General features: G+C 52.9%; 19 protein-coding genes. 13 read left to right on the forward strand and 6 right to left on the reverse strand.

Annotated elements, in window-relative coordinates; translation table 11 throughout:
* Positions 1-136: 136 nt before the first annotated feature.
* The 4 genes from MVD07_RS10000 to MVD07_RS10015 all read left to right on the forward strand — a co-directional run bounded on the left by MVD07_RS10000 (position 137) and on the right by MVD07_RS10015 (position 3,284).
* Complete coding sequence (locus MVD07_RS10000; protein WP_297501640.1) at positions 137-652, forward strand: PepSY domain-containing protein; 516 nt, start codon at positions 137-139, stop codon at positions 650-652.
* A gap of 73 nt (positions 653-725) precedes the next feature.
* Positions 726-1,604 (forward strand): lysylphosphatidylglycerol synthase transmembrane domain-containing protein, encoded by an 879-nt coding sequence (locus tag MVD07_RS10005; protein WP_297501643.1) that lies wholly within the window; start codon positions 726-728, stop codon positions 1,602-1,604.
* Complete coding sequence (locus MVD07_RS10010; protein ID WP_297501646.1) at positions 1,580-2,803, forward strand: glycosyltransferase family 4 protein; 1,224 nt, start codon at positions 1,580-1,582, stop codon at positions 2,801-2,803. Before MVD07_RS10005 ends, MVD07_RS10010 begins: the two co-directional genes overlap by 25 nt.
* A 259-nt stretch (positions 2,804-3,062) precedes the next feature.
* Positions 3,063-3,284 carry a hypothetical protein gene (locus tag MVD07_RS10015; protein ID WP_297501694.1) on the forward strand — a complete coding sequence of 74 codons (222 nt, stop codon included), beginning with the start codon at positions 3,063-3,065 and terminating at the stop codon, positions 3,282-3,284.
* On the opposite strand, the gene MVD07_RS10020 is transcribed toward MVD07_RS10015, so the two are convergent.
* From MVD07_RS10020 to cobB, 5 genes are all read right to left on the reverse strand, one after another.
* On the reverse strand, positions 3,271-4,026 hold the full coding sequence (locus MVD07_RS10020; RefSeq protein ID WP_297501649.1) for a sulfite exporter TauE/SafE family protein: 756 nt from the start codon (positions 4,024-4,026) through the stop codon (positions 3,271-3,273). The two genes, MVD07_RS10015 and MVD07_RS10020, sit on opposite strands and share 14 nt — an antisense overlap.
* A gap of 68 nt (positions 4,027-4,094) precedes the next feature.
* Positions 4,095-4,679 (reverse strand): ASCH domain-containing protein, encoded by a 585-nt coding sequence (locus MVD07_RS10025; RefSeq protein ID WP_297501652.1) that lies wholly within the window; start codon positions 4,677-4,679, stop codon positions 4,095-4,097.
* Positions 4,633-5,364: a TIGR02253 family HAD-type hydrolase gene (locus MVD07_RS10030; RefSeq protein WP_297501654.1), complete on the reverse strand. Its 732-nt coding sequence runs from the start codon at positions 5,362-5,364 to the stop codon at positions 4,633-4,635. The genes MVD07_RS10025 and MVD07_RS10030 overlap by 47 nt, the downstream gene beginning before the upstream one ends.
* A gap of 33 nt (positions 5,365-5,397) precedes the next feature.
* Positions 5,398-5,796, reverse strand: a complete 399-nt coding sequence (locus MVD07_RS10035) for a DUF3783 domain-containing protein (protein WP_297501657.1) — start codon at positions 5,794-5,796, stop codon at positions 5,398-5,400.
* Positions 5,793-6,548 (reverse strand): NAD-dependent protein deacetylase, encoded by a 756-nt coding sequence (gene cobB / locus MVD07_RS10040; RefSeq protein WP_297501660.1) that lies wholly within the window; start codon positions 6,546-6,548, stop codon positions 5,793-5,795. Before cobB ends, MVD07_RS10035 begins: the two co-directional genes overlap by 4 nt.
* Positions 6,549-6,694: 146 nt before the next feature.
* Between cobB and MVD07_RS10045 the strand changes: the two genes are divergently transcribed.
* The 9 genes from MVD07_RS10045 to MVD07_RS10085 all read left to right on the forward strand — a co-directional run bounded on the left by MVD07_RS10045 (position 6,695) and on the right by MVD07_RS10085 (position 14,500).
* Positions 6,695-7,891 carry an aromatic amino acid transport family protein gene (locus MVD07_RS10045; RefSeq protein WP_297501663.1) on the forward strand — a complete coding sequence of 399 codons (1,197 nt, stop codon included), beginning with the start codon at positions 6,695-6,697 and terminating at the stop codon, positions 7,889-7,891.
* 64 nt (positions 7,892-7,955) lie between these two features.
* Positions 7,956-9,245, forward strand: coding sequence for a serine hydroxymethyltransferase (glyA, locus tag MVD07_RS10050; RefSeq protein WP_297501685.1), 1,290 nt, complete (start codon positions 7,956-7,958; stop codon positions 9,243-9,245).
* Positions 9,246-9,332: 87 nt separating this feature from the next.
* Entirely contained in the window at positions 9,333-9,806 is a 474-nt protein-coding gene (locus tag MVD07_RS10055; RefSeq protein ID WP_297501667.1) for an immunoglobulin-like domain-containing protein, read from the forward strand.
* Between the two features lie 66 nt (positions 9,807-9,872).
* Positions 9,873-10,205 carry a transcription factor S gene (locus tag MVD07_RS10060; RefSeq protein ID WP_297501670.1) on the forward strand — a complete coding sequence of 111 codons (333 nt, stop codon included), beginning with the start codon at positions 9,873-9,875 and terminating at the stop codon, positions 10,203-10,205.
* Positions 10,202-10,378 (forward strand): hypothetical protein, encoded by a 177-nt coding sequence (locus MVD07_RS10065; RefSeq protein WP_297501673.1) that lies wholly within the window; start codon positions 10,202-10,204, stop codon positions 10,376-10,378. Before MVD07_RS10060 ends, MVD07_RS10065 begins: the two co-directional genes overlap by 4 nt.
* Positions 10,368-11,117 (forward strand): DNA polymerase sliding clamp, encoded by a 750-nt coding sequence (locus MVD07_RS10070; RefSeq protein ID WP_297501676.1) that lies wholly within the window; start codon positions 10,368-10,370, stop codon positions 11,115-11,117. The genes MVD07_RS10065 and MVD07_RS10070 overlap by 11 nt, the downstream gene beginning before the upstream one ends.
* A gap of 27 nt (positions 11,118-11,144) precedes the next feature.
* The gene (locus tag MVD07_RS10075) at positions 11,145-11,711 is read left to right on the forward strand and encodes a hypothetical protein (protein ID WP_297501688.1); all 567 of its coding nucleotides are present in this window, start codon (positions 11,145-11,147) and stop codon (positions 11,709-11,711) included.
* A 5-nt stretch (positions 11,712-11,716) separates the two neighbouring features.
* On the forward strand, positions 11,717-13,636 hold the full coding sequence (locus MVD07_RS10080) for a molybdopterin-dependent oxidoreductase (protein ID WP_297501691.1): 1,920 nt from the start codon (positions 11,717-11,719) through the stop codon (positions 13,634-13,636).
* A 213-nt stretch (positions 13,637-13,849) separates the two neighbouring features.
* Positions 13,850-14,500: a peroxiredoxin gene (locus MVD07_RS10085; RefSeq protein WP_297501679.1), complete on the forward strand. Its 651-nt coding sequence runs from the start codon at positions 13,850-13,852 to the stop codon at positions 14,498-14,500.
* A 9-nt stretch (positions 14,501-14,509) separates the two neighbouring features.
* Here MVD07_RS10085 and MVD07_RS10090 read toward each other — a convergent pair.
* Positions 14,510-14,692: GNAT family protein (locus MVD07_RS10090; RefSeq protein WP_297501682.1), on the reverse strand; the 183-nt coding region annotated here is incomplete at its 5' end.

Raw genomic sequence — 14,692 nt, forward strand, 5'->3', positions numbered from 1 at the left:
GGTTTTATTTAAATTATGACCAAATAAAAAGGCTCATATTTCAAAAATCGGACTAATACTTCGAGAACTGAGCCAGAAGAGATTTATATTAGCTTTGATATACACTGTACTGAAGAACCTGAGGGGGTGATAAGCCGTGAGGATACGGAAGTTCAATATCGGGCTGAAAGTCGCGGCATTGATAGCTGCACTGATAATGGCGGTGAGCATAGGTGCCTTTGCAATGGCAGCCTCGACCGCACCCGCAAACGCCACCGGGAAGAACGTTCAGCCACCCAGCTACACTGGAAGCATAAAGATTGCCCAGAACTCCAACCTGAGCGAGAGCCAGGAAGCAAAGGCCCTCCAGAAGCTTGCAAAGATAACTCCAAAGCAGGCCGAGAGCGCAGCGCTCGCGAAGGTGAACGGGACTGCAATCAAGGTAGGTCTTGACAATGAGAACGGATACCTCGTGTACTCCGTGGAAGTTAAGACGGCCAAGGGTCTTACGAAGGACGTGAAAGTCGATGCCGGGAACGGAAAGGTGCTTCACATCGACAGCGGGAGCGACATAGAGAAGGAGAGCAAAGGTGAACCTAAGGAGGAGAGCTCTGGTGAAGCAACGAACACTGACAGTATAAATGATGAAGTGCAGGAGGGGGAAGAAAACTGATCCCACCAATTTATATTTTTAAAAGTGTACCAGTTAGCTTTTTATGAGTTTAATATTCTAATAAAATGGGGGCATGGAAATGATAGACATCAGTGCTTACACTGCTATCCTCACCTCCTTGGACGGTAAAGCCTTGGAGCTTTTGGGAATAGCGGTGGCTACATATTACATAAGTGTGTTTATCTACGCCCTCAGATGGAAGATTGTCCTCAACGGACTGGGGAAGAGCATACCCCTAACTGATCTCCTAAAGATAAACCTCTCCTCCATCTTCGTTAACAACATAACTCCCATGAGCCGCGGGGGTGGTGAAATTTTAAGAATCACCTGGGTCTCAAAGAAGCACAGGGTCCCTGTGGCAGTTTCAACCGTCAGTATACTCTACGAGAGGATATCGGAAATCGTGCCCGTTCTCATCCTTGTGGTGCTGGGCGTCTCATACTTCGCGACACACCTCCGCCTCTTCATTGTGGCTCTCTCCGTCCTCATGGTTTTGATATGGTTTAAATGGGATAGGATAGTTGTTCTCTCAATCCGGCTCTTCAAGATCAAGCTAACGCAGGACGACCTTGTGAGGATGCTCGAACTCAAGCGAAAACCAACGGTGAACATGCTCACAATTGGTCTGAGTTCGACAGTATGGTTCCTGGACGTTGTAAGGCTTAAGCTTATAGCGATGGCCTTCGGATGGAATCCCCCTATCACGTTTCTTTCAGTTATCTCCCTAGCCAACCTCCTGTTTGGCCTGCTGGCCTTCACACCCGGAGGAATCGGCATAGTTGAAGGGGGACTGCTGGGAACATTGACGTACTTTGGTATTCCATCAACACTTGCCGTTTCCGTAACACTGCTGGAAAGGTTCATCTCCTACGTATCAAGCACGATTGTAGGTTTCATCACCCTGATTACATCTGGGGGTGTAGAAATATGGAAAGCCTTAAGATCGCGTTAGTCTCCGACTGGTTCTTCCCGAGCGTTGGCGGGATAGAATACCACATCCACGATCTTGCCACAGAGCTGACTTCCCTCGGTCATGAAGTCCATGTAATAACACAGTTTGGGGATTATCCCGATGAGGCACTTCCCTATGAAGTCCACCGATTTAAGGGCAGGATAACGATGGATAGCTTTCACGTGAGCATTGGGTTTGATGTTCTCAAGAGAGTGAACGAGCTGTACAAAAGAGAACACTTTGACATAACCCACGGTCACAGTATATACTCCCCAATGGCCGTTGGGACTGCTAATCTCTCCGTAGGAATACGGGGTGTGCCAAGCATATTGACCAACCACTCTCTATTAGGTGGTTCAATTTTGAACCCCCTGTACTCTAGGATTCTGCGACTCTCACTCCGCAAGGTCAGTTCGTTCATAGCCGTTAGCAATGCAGTTGAGGTGGATATGCGCTCCATCCTCGGGAAAAGCCTGGGGGACAGGGAGATTTACCTCATCCCCAATGGGATAGATGCAGAGTTCTGGAGGCCCTCAGATGACAGGGAGGAGAAAAAGGAAGCCCTTGACCTGAGCGGGATTGTGATAACTACCACCTCACGCCTAACGAAGAGGAAGAGGATTCATGTGATCCCAAAAATTGCAAGGGTTATAAAGGAGCAGTACGGGAGGAAAGCAACGTTCTTGGTAATCGGGGATGGACCCGAGAAGGGCAACATCGAACGTCTCATCAGGAAATATGGCGTTGGGGACGTTGTTAAACTTCTCGGAAGACAGCCTAGGGCAAGGGTGAGGGAATACCTGCAGGCAAGTGATATATACCTCTCACCCACGGTATACGAAGCCTTTGGGATAGCAGCGCTGGAAGCGTTGGCCTGTGGCGTCCCAGTGGTTGCCAACAACCACGGAGGAATAAGCGAGATCATAGAGCACGGAAGGACTGGTCTGGTTTCCAATAATGACTTTGAGCTGGTTCAGAATTTGATGTCGCTGATCGACGATGAAGGAAGGAGGCAGGAAATGGGTAAAAATGCACGAAAAAGCGTGGAGAACCACTTTAGCTGGGAATCAGTAGTCTCCCAGGTGCTGAACGCCTACGAGAGAACTATGGAGCAGGCAGATGAAGAGCCCTTCGTTCTTTACAAGCTCCATCAAATGCTCAAAGGAGCAATCGCGAATGCCAGTGTCTTTAACCTTTGATGTGGAGCAGGACTGTCCTCCTACTTGAGCACAACTAGGGGGGTAGTGGAGGGGCCCCCAAGATTCTCGACCTGCTTGAGGAAAATAAGGTTATGGGAACCTTCTTCTTTACTGCACAGATGGCGGAGGAATACCTCCATCTAGGAAGCGCGTGGTGGACAATGGTCATGAACTGGGATGCCATACCTACCACCATGAGCGTCTGAAGAAACTGCCAAAAGGTGAAGCCGAGAGGATCATAGAGAAATCCCTCCAGGTGTTGAGGAATTTTGGAGAGGTGGTCTCGTTCAGAGTCCTGAATTTACAGCTTCCTTCTGAGATATACGCCGTGTTGAGGGAGAATGGAATCCTTGTGGACTCCTCAAAGACCATCTATAAGGGGTGGCATCTCGTATATGGATGGTGTGCTGGAAATCCCCGCTTCTGTAACTTCCTCCGTATTGAGGTCTCAAAAGGCAGGAGGAGACTCACAACACCCTAGGTAGATTGATCCACATTAGGTATAGGGCCACCAGAATCACCACGGCTGCAAAAACCTGTCTCAGCTCCCTGCAGGAAAGCGATTTTGCTGTACGCACGCCCATGGAGTCTCCAATTAGCCCGCCCAGCACGAAGAGCATCCCCACTACAAGGTCTATGGGTCTGCCTTGGAGTTCGTAGCTTACAAAGCCAGCAAGCCCGTTGAGGACTACCACGAAGAGGGAAGTTCCAACTGCTCGATGCATTTCAAGCCCAGCGCCCATCGCTAGGGCCGGGACAAGCAGAAAGCCACCTCCAACCCCAAAGAATCCAGAGGCAATCCCAACGAGAAAGCCAAGGCCAGCGACGTTAATACGGCTAATTTCTTTCCCCTCTTTAACCTGCTGGACCCGTTTATTATTGTTTCTCACCATTTTAATTGCTATAGCTATCATCAAAACCGCGAACAGTGTCAGCAAAAGGGGCCCTTTTACAGATTTGTTAAGATAACTGCCGATGTAGACTCCGGGAATGCTTGTGAGAGCCATTAGCGTTCCGGTTTTGAAGTCTACGTTTCCCTTCCTCCAGTGCATTAGAAACCCTATGATTGCGGTTATCCCTACGGCAACCAGAGAAGTGCCGACGGCGGTGTGGGGATCAAGGCCAACAAAATACACCAAAAGGGGAACTGCAAGGACTGATCCACCGCTTCCCGTAAGACCAAGCGATAGTCCAGAGAGGAACCCGGAGATTAGAGAATCCACCAGATTCAAACGATTTCCCCGGGTGATTAGTTAAAGTGTGCCCTTTTAAAATTTCCCTCCAATCCCAATTAAATGATGCCAGCCCCGTAGAGCGCGTGGTAGGTCTTTAAGAGGGCGTTCTGAACCCTCCTTGGCCCGAAGGTTCTGACAGCCCTTCCAAGCCCCTCGTTGTAAATACGACGCATTATAAAGTCCGTTTCGCGGTTGAGATTAAGCTTTTCCTGGTTCTCAAGGTAGAGCCTCGCTATCTCAGCAGGCTCGCGGTAGTTGAGGCCCTTCAGCCACTTGAGCGGAATCCCGTCCCCAAAGCGTTTAATGACTTCGAAGCCTATCACAGTAACCTCGTCATCGCCATGGAGCTCACCGTAGATTTTGTTCAGCTCTCTAAGGAGTTCCCTAACATCAGAGAAGCCATCGAGCTTCGCATCCTCGTTCGTAAGCTCCCTCACCTTCTTCCTCTCGACCTTTGTTATCCTGACTCTGGCCACGGCTGTATCGCTCGGCGTCACCACAAGGTATACCTCGCTACCCGGCTTCACCTCGTAGTTCCCGTAGCGAACTGTTGTCACCTTGTCCCCGCGCAGGATTCTGGACTTGTAAGAGGAATCAATCAGAATGAACTTCCTTATCTGCACCGGCCTCGCTTTCCTCAATTTCCAACCCCCTGAGCACCCTGGGAATCTCTTCAAGTCTTTCGATTGTGAGATCAGCGTAGTCCAGGTATTCCAGTTCTCTGTCCGCGTATTTCCCATAACGGAACCAGACTGTCGTCATACCGACCCTTTTAGCTCCGTATATATCCGAGTAGAGTCTGTCCCCCACCATTACGGCCTCCTCTGGCTTCAGGTCAGCCCTCTGGAGGGCTTTCCGGAATATCCTCGGGTGGGGTTTTTTAACGCCGAGCTCATCGGAGATGAGGACGTGGTCAAAGTACTCGTCGAGCTCCAGGCGGAGTATCTTCTCCCACTGCTTTACAGGATTGCCATCGGTTATTATCCCCAGGATGTAGCCCTCCTTCTTCAGTTGGAGCAGAGTCCTCCTAGCTCCCCTGACGCTCTTAAGGTAGGCTATCTTGGTGTTGTGGTAGGCTATAACACCAGCCGAGACCCACTTCGGGTTGTAGGGGAGTTCGAGCCTTCTGAGAAGGTAGTCAAAGTGCCTCGAAAAGTTGCTTCCGTACTCGCTTATGAGGTCGAGCAGTTCACCGTAAGCTGTATCAAAGTCAGCCGGAAGGCCGTGTCTTATCATGTTCTCGATGGCATTCCTCCTGGCCATCTCGGCCAGCCGGGTCGTGTCGACTATGGTATCGTCCAGGTCGAAGAATACGGCCTTAATCATCTTTCTCCCCATGGTTGATCGTCCCGGTTATATTTAATCCTTGCCTATACTCAGGTCGAGGTACGGACCCCTAGGAGCCTGCTTCTTGGCCTCGCGCATGGCCCTGAAGTACTCGTCCTCCTGAATTAGCTCGTCGAGGAGCCTTTCCAGTGGCCACTCAAGGCTCGTCTCTGTTGTTGTTGCGAATATCACGCGCTCCCGCGAGATACTCCGGACTATCGAGATGACCCTCTTGAGGGTCTCGTTGTCGACCCTGTGCATTATCGCAAACTTCCTGTCCGTCCATATTTCAGCCTTCTCGCATGTCCTTTCGAGGATTTCCCTGACCTTGAGGCCCTTGAAGTGCTCGGGAACCGGGATGACTGGTATTCCTGTCTCCCTGGAGATCCTCCCTACCTCCTCCTCGGGAAAACCTATCAGGAGAAGCCTCATCGTACCACCTCCCTAACGAGCTCAACGATGTGAGGCAGTACCTCCCCGGCCTTTCCACGTATAAAAACGTCCGCTATGGGCGTTATCCCGCTTCTCTCGACGTTTACCTCAATCACCCTACCCCCGCGCTCATTCACGATGTATGGTATGTAGGCAGCAGGATAAACGGCACCGCTCGTCCCTATAACGAGCACGATGTCAGCTTTTTCAGCCAGCCCAAAGGCCCTTTCGAGTGCATCCCTCGGGAGTGCCTCGCCGAACCACACGACGTCCGGCCTGAGCAGGGAACCGCACTCCGGGCACTTCGGGAGCCCTTTCATGGAGAGGAACTCCTCAAGCCTGCCGCTCTCCTTCAAATCTTCTCTATAAGGACAGGAGCTACACCTGACTTGGAAGATGTTGCCGTGTAGCTCGATCACGTTTTTGCTGCCGGCCTCACGGTGCAGGTCGTCGACGTTCTGCGTTATCACTGCCGTGAGGATCCCAAGCCTTTCAAGCTCCGCGAGGGCATAGTGGGCTGGGTTCGGTCTGGCTTTCAGTATTAGGCCCATTCTCCACCGGTAGAAGTCCCACACGAGCTTTGGATTCCTCCCGAAGGCCTCGGGCGTTGCCAGCTCCTCGGCCTTATAGTTCTTCCAGAGCCCGTCCTTTCCTCTGAAGGTCGGAATCCCGCTCTCAGCGCTTATCCCCGCTCCGGTGAAGGCTATTGTGGAGCCGGAGGATGCGAGCAACCTTGCGACCCTCTCAAACATGGTAGCTCATACTCGGCGGGGCTTAAAAATACTGCCCGTCAGTTTTTGTGGTTCGTGGATAGGTTCAAATATTTTTTGAAAGCCCATTCAAATTCTCGGGGGAGGGTTTAAATTATACCCACCCGTACGTTAGAGGGGTGAGAGAAATGCCGGTCTCGGAGGGTGTTGAGAGGAAAAAGGTCACCACCTCCCATGGAAGGTATTACTCTACCAGGATATCCTCCCAGAGGAGGAAAAAGCTCATAGTAATTCAGAACATAAGGCGGAGGAAGTGTGCGAGGGGCCTGAGGATCAGCACGATAACCGTGGAGAAGAGGCACATCAGCGAGAAGGAGGCCCTAGCGATTCTTGTAGGGACGCAGATAGGTGCCGGAGTCCTCGGCCTGCCCTACGTCGCAAGTAAGGTCGGCCTCATACCAGCCCTCGGAGTTCTCACGGGGGTAATGCTCCTTATGCTAGCCACGGCCCTGATAGTCCTCAAGTTCTCGGCTGGTATGGGCGGTGCTCAGATGAGCACGGTGGCCAGAAAAACCCTTGGAAAGCCCGGGGGCTGGCTGATGTACCTCAGCATAATGCTGATGAGCTTCGGCGCGCTGCTGGCCTACGTAGCCGGTATGGGACAGGTTCTAGCAAGCCTGTTCGGCGTTAGCGAGACCATAGGTGGGATCATCTTCTGGATTCTGGCGTCGGTGGTGATCTACCACGGCCTCGAAGCGAGCGGGAAGACTGAGCTGATAATGAGCTACGTGATGCTCGCCCTCTTCATTGGGGTCACCATTATGCTGATTCCCCACGCGAGGCTTGAGAACGGCCTCTACGCTGACCTCTCCGGGATACTCAGCATAACGGGGGTTGCAATATTCGCTCTCGGCTGTCACACGGTAATTCCTGACGTCTACAAGGGACTCGGGAGCTACGAGAAGACGAAGAGGGTTGTTGTGCTGGCCTTTCTCATACCAACTGCCATCTATGCCATCTTTATGGCCTCTTTCCTCCTGGTTTTCGGAAGGAACACGCCGGAGGTAGCTACTTTGGCCCTCCAGGAGCTCTACGGCCGGATGGGCTGGCTCGTCGGGAACTTCATTCCCCTCCTAGCGATAACCACCAGCTACATTGGGATAGGCCTCGCTCAGCAGAGCAACAGTGAAGAGTTCCTGAGAATGAGAAGGTCATACGCCTGGGCCTTGACAGTTATCCCCCCGGTTCTGGTGTACATAGCCGGCGTGAGAAACTTCGCAGATGTCTTGGCCTTCGCCGGGGACACGGGTGACTTATTGGCCTTCATAGTCCTGCCACTCCTCATCTGGACCGTCAAAAAGCTGAGGAGAAGGCCCCTTGGTTAACATTTTCATGCACCTTAGGTAAGGTTTATATCCCCCTCCTCGAACCACCGTCGAGGTGTTCCCAATGGCCGAAAGCTACCGTGAATATCGGGATAAGGTCTTGGAGTTTATTGAAGACCACGAGCACTGGAGGGCCCACACGATAAACTTAATCGCGAGTGAAAACGTGACTTCTCCAAGCGTTATAAGGGCAGTTGCCAGCGGTTTCATGCACAAGTACGCCGAGGGCTGGCCGAGGCAGCGCTACTATCAGGGCTGCAAGTACGTTGATGAGGTTGAGCTCATAGGTGTCGAGCTCTTCACGAAGCTCTTCAGGAGCGACTTCGCGGATTTGAGGCCCGTCTCGGGAACCAACGCCAATCAGGCAGTCTTTTTTGGCCTTGCTCAGTCAGGGGACAAGGCCATAGTCCTCCACACCAGTCATGGCGGGCACATAAGTCACATGCCCTTCGGTGCCGCCGGAATGCGTGGACTTGAGGTCCACACCTGGCCCTTCGACAACGAAGCTTTTAACATCGACGTCGACAAGGCCGCTAAGATGATAAGGGAGCTTGAGCCAAAGATAGTCGTCTTCGGTGGTTCTCTCTTCCCGTTCCCGCACCCGGTCAAGGAGCTGGCTCCTGTTGCGAAGGAAGTCGGTGCCTATGTGATGTATGATGCAGCTCACGTCCTCGGCCTTATAGCTGGAAGGCAGTTCCAGGACCCACTTCGCGAGGGGGCAGATGTGATAACCGCCTCGACCCACAAGACCTTCCCAGGGCCTCAGGGTGGCGTCATACTCTACAAGCGCTTTGGAGAAACCGAGGAGATAGCTAAGCTCCAGTGGGCCATCTTCCCGGGAGTCGTCAGCAACCACCACCTCCACCACATGGCTGGCAAGGTTATCACAGCAGCGGAGATGCTTGAGTACGGTGAGGTTTATGCAAAGCAGGTTGTCAAGAACGCCAAGGCCCTGGCTGAGGCCCTAGCTGAGGAGGGCTTCAAAGTCATCGGCGAGGACAGGGGCTACACCGAGAGCCACCAGGTCATAGTCGATGTCTCAGACCTCCACGAGAAGGCCGGGGGCTGGGCGGCACCGCTCCTTGAAGAGGCCGGTATTATCCTCAACAAGAACCTCCTCCCCTGGGACCCGCTTGAGAAGGTCAACGAGCCGAGCGGCCTGCGCATAGGCGTCCAGGAGATGACCAGGGTTGGAATGATGGAGGACGACATGAAGGAGATAGCGCACTTTATGAAGCGCGTGCTTCTCGACAAGGAGGACCCGAAGAAGGTCAGGAGAGACGTCTACGGCTTCCGCGCCGAGTTCCAGAAGGTTTACTACTCCTTCGATCATGGGCTACCGATGAGGGAGTGACCCCTTTCTCTTCTTTCGCTTTAAGTCGGTTCGAAGCGTTGGGAACCGTTAAAAGGATTTTTGCACACTCTCATTTGGTGGCGTGGCGTGAGGAAGGTTATTCCAGTTCTGCTGATAATCCTGCTGGTTCCCGCTGGGTGTTATTTGGTATCACACCATGGGGGTGATGCCAATGGTGCGGGCTCCAGAGAGAGTCCACTCAATCTCAACGAGACCCTCGGTCCCGTTGTGATATCCGAACACAGTGTCGTTCAACTCGACGGGCAAGTCTATCCAAGGAACGGCACCCTAACGCTGACGATAACCAACGACGGCAACTCAACCCTAACAACGGGTTACGAGTTCAGGCTCTATCGCCTTGAAAATGGTGAATGGATCGGAGTAAAGTTGAACCTGGTCTTTCCGGAGGTTCTGGTGGAGATAAAACCGCACTCCTCGTGGAGCCAGAGGATAGATCTCTCACGACTCAGGCTGAAGCCCGGAACATACAGGATAGAAAAGAGGGTCTGCCTCGATGGTGTCTGCGGTCACCAGTGGGCGGAGTTCGAGATCAGGAACTAACGACCATTGGCAAAACTTTTTATCCCCTTTCAACATACCCGGCCCTCGGCTAGTGGGGTGAGAAAAATGAAGTTCTGTCCAAAGTGCGGTAACATCATGCTTCCCGACAGAAAGAGAAAAGTGTGGGTGTGCAGGGTCTGCGGTTACGAGGAGCCCTTCGACGAGGAGAAGGACAGGGAGAAGACCGTGATAAAGCAGAAGGTCGAGCACAAACCGGATGAGGAGATAGTAGTCATAGAGCAGGATCTCAAGACACTCCCGATAGCCCACGTCACCTGTCCGAAGTGCGGTAACGACACCGCCTACTGGTGGGAAATGCAGACGAGGGCCGGGGACGAGCCGAGCACAATATTCTACAAGTGCACCAAATGCGGCTACGTCTGGAGGTCCTACGAGTGAAGGAGCTTGAGCAGGAAGTCCTTATAAGGCTCGCCAGAAAAGCCCTGAAGGAGCTTGAGGAAGCCTACCTCAGAATACCGGACACCAACAACGGAAAAGCTTATTTATTCCGAGGAAAAGAGAGGGTTAGGCTCATGCTTAAAATGCTGGAGGGTGATGGAGATGCCGTTTGAAGTCGTTTTTGACGGGGCCAAGGAGTTCGCTGACCTAATAGCGACCGCAAGCAACCTGATAGACGAGGCAGCTTTCAAGTTCACGGAGGAGGGCATAGGCATGCGCGCCATGGACCCCAGCAGGGTTGTTCTCATCGACCTCAACCTCCCGGAGAGCATCTTCTCCAAGTACGAGGTCGAGGAACCAGAAACAATAGGCATAAACATGGACCAGTTCAACAAAGTTCTGAAGCGTGGGAAGGCCAAGGACACGCTCATCCTTAGGAAGGGTGATGAAAACTTCCTTGAGATAACCTTCGAGGGGACGGCAAAGAGAACCTTCAGGCTACCCCTCATAGACGTTGAGGAGCTTGAACTTGAGCTCCCTGAATTGCCGTTCACAGCTAAAGTCGTCCTCCTCGGAGAAGTTCTTAAGGAGGCAGTTAAGGACGCCTCACTGGTGAGCGATGCCATAAAGTTCATAGCGAAGGAGAACGAATTCACGATGAGGGCCGAAGGGGAGACCAACGAGGTCGAGATAAGACTCACCCTTGAGGACGAAGGTCTGCTCGACCTTGAAGTTGAGGAGGAAACCACGAGCGCCTACGGGATAAGCTACCTCAGCGATATGATAAAGGGCATTGGGAAGGCCGACGAGGTAACGCTCCACTTCGGCAATGAGATGCCCCTCCAGATGGAGTACTACATCAGAGACGAGGGCAGACTGACGTTCCTTCTCGCCCCACGCGTCGAGGGGTGATTCCCTTTTCTTTTCCTGGTGGTGGGAATGGACATCGTGAAGCTCAGGGAGCTCCTTGAGGAGGAGCTTTCAAAACTTGAGCTGGTGATGCTCAACGAGGACTTTTATAGGGAATACGACAGTCTGATAAAGGCCCTCAAGCTGAGCGCTGAGAGCTCCAGGGAGAGGGGGGAAGACACAGAGGAGCGCCTCTATCTGGCGCAGCTGAAGATAGCCGAGGAGCTGATGAGGGAAATCCTCAGGCTCAGACTCCACAAGATAGTTGACCTTGCCGTTGAAGGAAAACTGGAGGAGATGACCGCAGAGGAGAGGAAGCTTTACAGAGTTCTGAGGGCGTTTGTGAAGGGTGAGGAGCTCCAGGGAGAAGGGATGGAGGAGAAGGCCAGGGGAGAGGTCGAGCCAAGTCCCCCTGAGATCTCGGCCAGAGGGCCGAGGTACGCTTACATCGTGAACGAGAACCTCCCGGCAATCATGGGCCCAGATCTCAGGGAATACGGCCCATTCAGGGGAGGGGACCTCGTAACCATTCCCGATGAGATAGGGGTCGTCCTCGTCAAGAGGGGCGTCGCCGTTAAAATAAGGCTTCCCCAGTGATGAAGATGCCGTTCTCGGTCTGCATGCGCGACTGCTACGACACATGCTCTATGATAAGCGAGTTTAAGGACGGAAGGCTTAGGGTCAGGGGAAACCCTGAACACCCGGTAACCGCTGGCTTCCTCTGTCCGAAGGGGGCGCTTTTGCCAAAGTGGTTCCACTCCCGGGACAGACTCAGAACCCCACTCATCAGGAGGGGCGAGAGGGGCAGGGGAGCCTTCAGGGAGGCAAGCTGGGAAGAGGCAATAAAGCTCGTCGCGGATAAGCTGAGAGAGACAATTGAGCGTTATGGAAGCGAGAGCGTTCTGGTCTACCAGTACGCCGGCGACCGCGGAGCTGTCAACTACGCCTTCCCGCTGAGGCTCTTTCACTACCTTAACACGGCTATGCTCGACCACGGCATCTGCGACAGAGCCGGGCAGGAAGCTTTGAAAGACGTTTACGGTACTGCAGTCGGCCTCGACCCTGAAGAGTTGAGGAACCAGCGCTTGCTCGTTTACTGGGGCATTAACGCCTTCTGGACTAACTTTCACGGCTTCATGCTCGCCAGGAGAAACGACCTCGAAATCTGGACGGTTGACGTTGTAAGAACCGAGACGGCCAAGAAGAGCGATAAGTTCTTTCAAATAAGGCCCGATACGGACGTTCTCTTTGCCCTCGGAGTCGCGAAGGTTCTCATAGAGGAGGATCTCTACGATAAGACCTTCGTCCGTGAGAGTGTTTGCGGTTTTAAGGAATTCAAGAATTATGTAAAGACGCTATCGCTTGATTATGTAAGCAGGGAGACAGGTTTGGGGGTTGGGGAAATAGAGGCCTTCGCCCGAGGGTTTGCAGAAAAGAGGGGTGTAATCCACATAGGCTACGGCATCCAGCGCTCTCTGGCCGGGGGTGAATCCATAAGGGCAATAGCAGTTCTCCCGGCTTTAGTTGGCCACCGCTTCGGCTTCATCTACGACATGAAGACGATAGATAAGTCCTACGCGGAGGGGGCCTTCCTGAGGACCAAACCCGCAAAGAAGATTCCCCAGATGAAGCTCGCGGAGTACGTCGAAAGGGGTGAGATCAAGTTCCTCTACGTCTACAATTCCAACCCGCTCGCGAGCCTGCCGAACCTGAATCGCTTGAGAAAAGCACTGGTTGAAAACGACATCTTCGTCGTCACCCATGACGTCTTCCTCACGGATACCGCCCTCTACTCGGACGTTGTTCTCCCAGCGAACACCTTCTTTGAGCGGTTGGATATAGCCGATAGCTACTACCACCGCTACGTTGCCCTAAACGAACCGGTTGCGAGGCTCCACGGAAAGGACAACAGTGAGGTTATCCGGTTGCTTACAAAGGCCCTTGGGATAGACAGTTCCTACCTCTACGAGAGCGACGAGGAAGTGATAGGAAAAGTCCTCGAACTCAACGGGTTGAGCTGGGGAGAGCTTAAGGAGAAGGGCTTCGTCGAAGTGCCGGAAAGGCCGAGGAAATGGAAGACGCCGAGCGGGAAGATAGAGTTCTACTCACGGAGGGCTTTGAAGCGCGGTCTAAGTCCGTTTCCAGAGTATAAAAGGTTTGGAGGCAAGTTCCCACTCAGGCTCCTCACCCCGACCCACAGGATGACGATAACGAGCCAGTACCACAACACCTACGGCATGATAGACCCCAACCTATATATCAACCCGGCCGATGCCGGGGAAAGGGGCGTTAAGGACGGTGATGAGGTAGAGGTCTTCAACGACTTCGGAAGGGTTTGGACGAGGGCAAAGCTGAGCGAAGACGTTCCAGCCGGCGTGGTTCTCCTTTACAAGGCCTTCTGGGTTAGGTTGCTGGGCTGGAACGCGAACTTCCTAACAACTGATGAAACCCTTCAAAAATATGGAAACGGATCTGCATATCATTCAACCTGGGTGGAAGTTAGAAAACCTAACGGCGAGTGAAGGCCTAAAAGGCTTTATTTTCTCCAAACCGTTCTTAGCCAGATTTCCACAATGACGGCCAGCTTTGGACACTCTTTGTCCTCACTCCAAAGAACCTTAGGGAATATTGCACAGCCGACAGAAAACTTAAGGAAAACGAACCGAAAACTTTATATATTCGAACCTATCAAGTTTATAGTGAAGACGACACAGGAAAAGAAGAGGTGATGTAAGATGGTCGTCATAGGAGAAAAGTTCCCAGAGGTTGAGGTCAACACGACCTTCGGAAAGATAAAGCTGCCGGAGCACTTCGCCAAGGAGGGCAAGTGGTTCGTTCTCTTCAGCCACCCGGCCGACTTCACCCCAGTCTGCACGACCGAGTTCTACGCCATGCAGAAGCGCGCCGAGGAGTTCAGGAAGCTCGGCGTTGAGCCGATCGGACTCAGCGTTGACCAGGTATTCAGCCACCTCAAGTGGGCTGAGTGGATAAAGGAGACCCTCGGTGAGGAAATAACCTTCCCGATAATCGCGGACGACCGTGGCGACCTCGCCGAGAAGCTCGGCATGATTCCCAGCGGTTCAACGCAAACAGCGAGGGCAGTCTTCGTCGTCGACGACAAGGGCATAATCAGGGCCATCGTCTACTACCCGGCAGAGGTCGGCAGGGACTGGGACGAGGTCATAAGGCTCGTCAAGGCCCTCAAGACCAGCGACGAGAATGGCGTTGCTTTACCACACAAGTGGCCCAACAACGAGCTCATCGGCGACAAGGTCATCGTCCCGCCCGCCGGAACAGTCGAGCAGATCAAGGAGCGCGAGGAAGCGAAGGCCAAAGGCGAGATCGAGTGCTACGACTGGTGGTTCTGCTACAAGAAGCTTGAGTGAGCTTCTTTTCTATTCTCTAAACTTTTCGTATATCAGCTCGTCCGCAAACCCGTATCCCGGGACGTAGTGGTGTTTTCTCAGCCTCCCGGCGAGTTCAAAGCCGTTCTTTTCGAGAACCCTGATAGATGCAACGTTGGGCTCGTAGACCCTCGCGTAGAGCTTCCTCAATTTGAGCCACTCAAAGGCGTAAAC

Origin of the sequence: Thermococcus sp. (genome assembly GCF_027008145.1) — an archaeon.
GTDB lineage: Archaea > Methanobacteriota_B > Thermococci > Thermococcales > Thermococcaceae > Thermococcus.

Coding starts and splice junctions, on each gene's coding strand:
- MVD07_RS10005 (WP_297501643.1), top strand. CDS start 726: ATGGAAATGATAGACATCAGTGCTTACACTGCTATCCTCACCTCCTTG.
- MVD07_RS10010 (WP_297501646.1), top strand. CDS start 1,580: ATGGAAAGCCTTAAGATCGCGTTAGTCTCCGACTGGTTCTTCCCGAGC.
- MVD07_RS10030 (WP_297501654.1), bottom strand. CDS start 5,364: ATGATTAAGGCCGTATTCTTCGACCTGGACGATACCATAGTCGACACG.
- MVD07_RS10035 (WP_297501657.1), bottom strand. CDS start 5,796: ATGAGGCTTCTCCTGATAGGTTTTCCCGAGGAGGAGGTAGGGAGGATC.
- cobB (WP_297501660.1), bottom strand. CDS start 6,548: ATGTTTGAGAGGGTCGCAAGGTTGCTCGCATCCTCCGGCTCCACAATA.
- MVD07_RS10045 (WP_297501663.1), top strand. CDS start 6,695: ATGCCGGTCTCGGAGGGTGTTGAGAGGAAAAAGGTCACCACCTCCCAT.
- glyA (WP_297501685.1), top strand. CDS start 7,956: ATGGCCGAAAGCTACCGTGAATATCGGGATAAGGTCTTGGAGTTTATT.
- MVD07_RS10060 (WP_297501670.1), top strand. CDS start 9,873: ATGAAGTTCTGTCCAAAGTGCGGTAACATCATGCTTCCCGACAGAAAG.
- MVD07_RS10070 (WP_297501676.1), top strand. CDS start 10,368: ATGCCGTTTGAAGTCGTTTTTGACGGGGCCAAGGAGTTCGCTGACCTA.
- MVD07_RS10075 (WP_297501688.1), top strand. CDS start 11,145: ATGGACATCGTGAAGCTCAGGGAGCTCCTTGAGGAGGAGCTTTCAAAA.
- MVD07_RS10080 (WP_297501691.1), top strand. CDS start 11,717: ATGCCGTTCTCGGTCTGCATGCGCGACTGCTACGACACATGCTCTATG.
- MVD07_RS10085 (WP_297501679.1), top strand. CDS start 13,850: ATGGTCGTCATAGGAGAAAAGTTCCCAGAGGTTGAGGTCAACACGACC.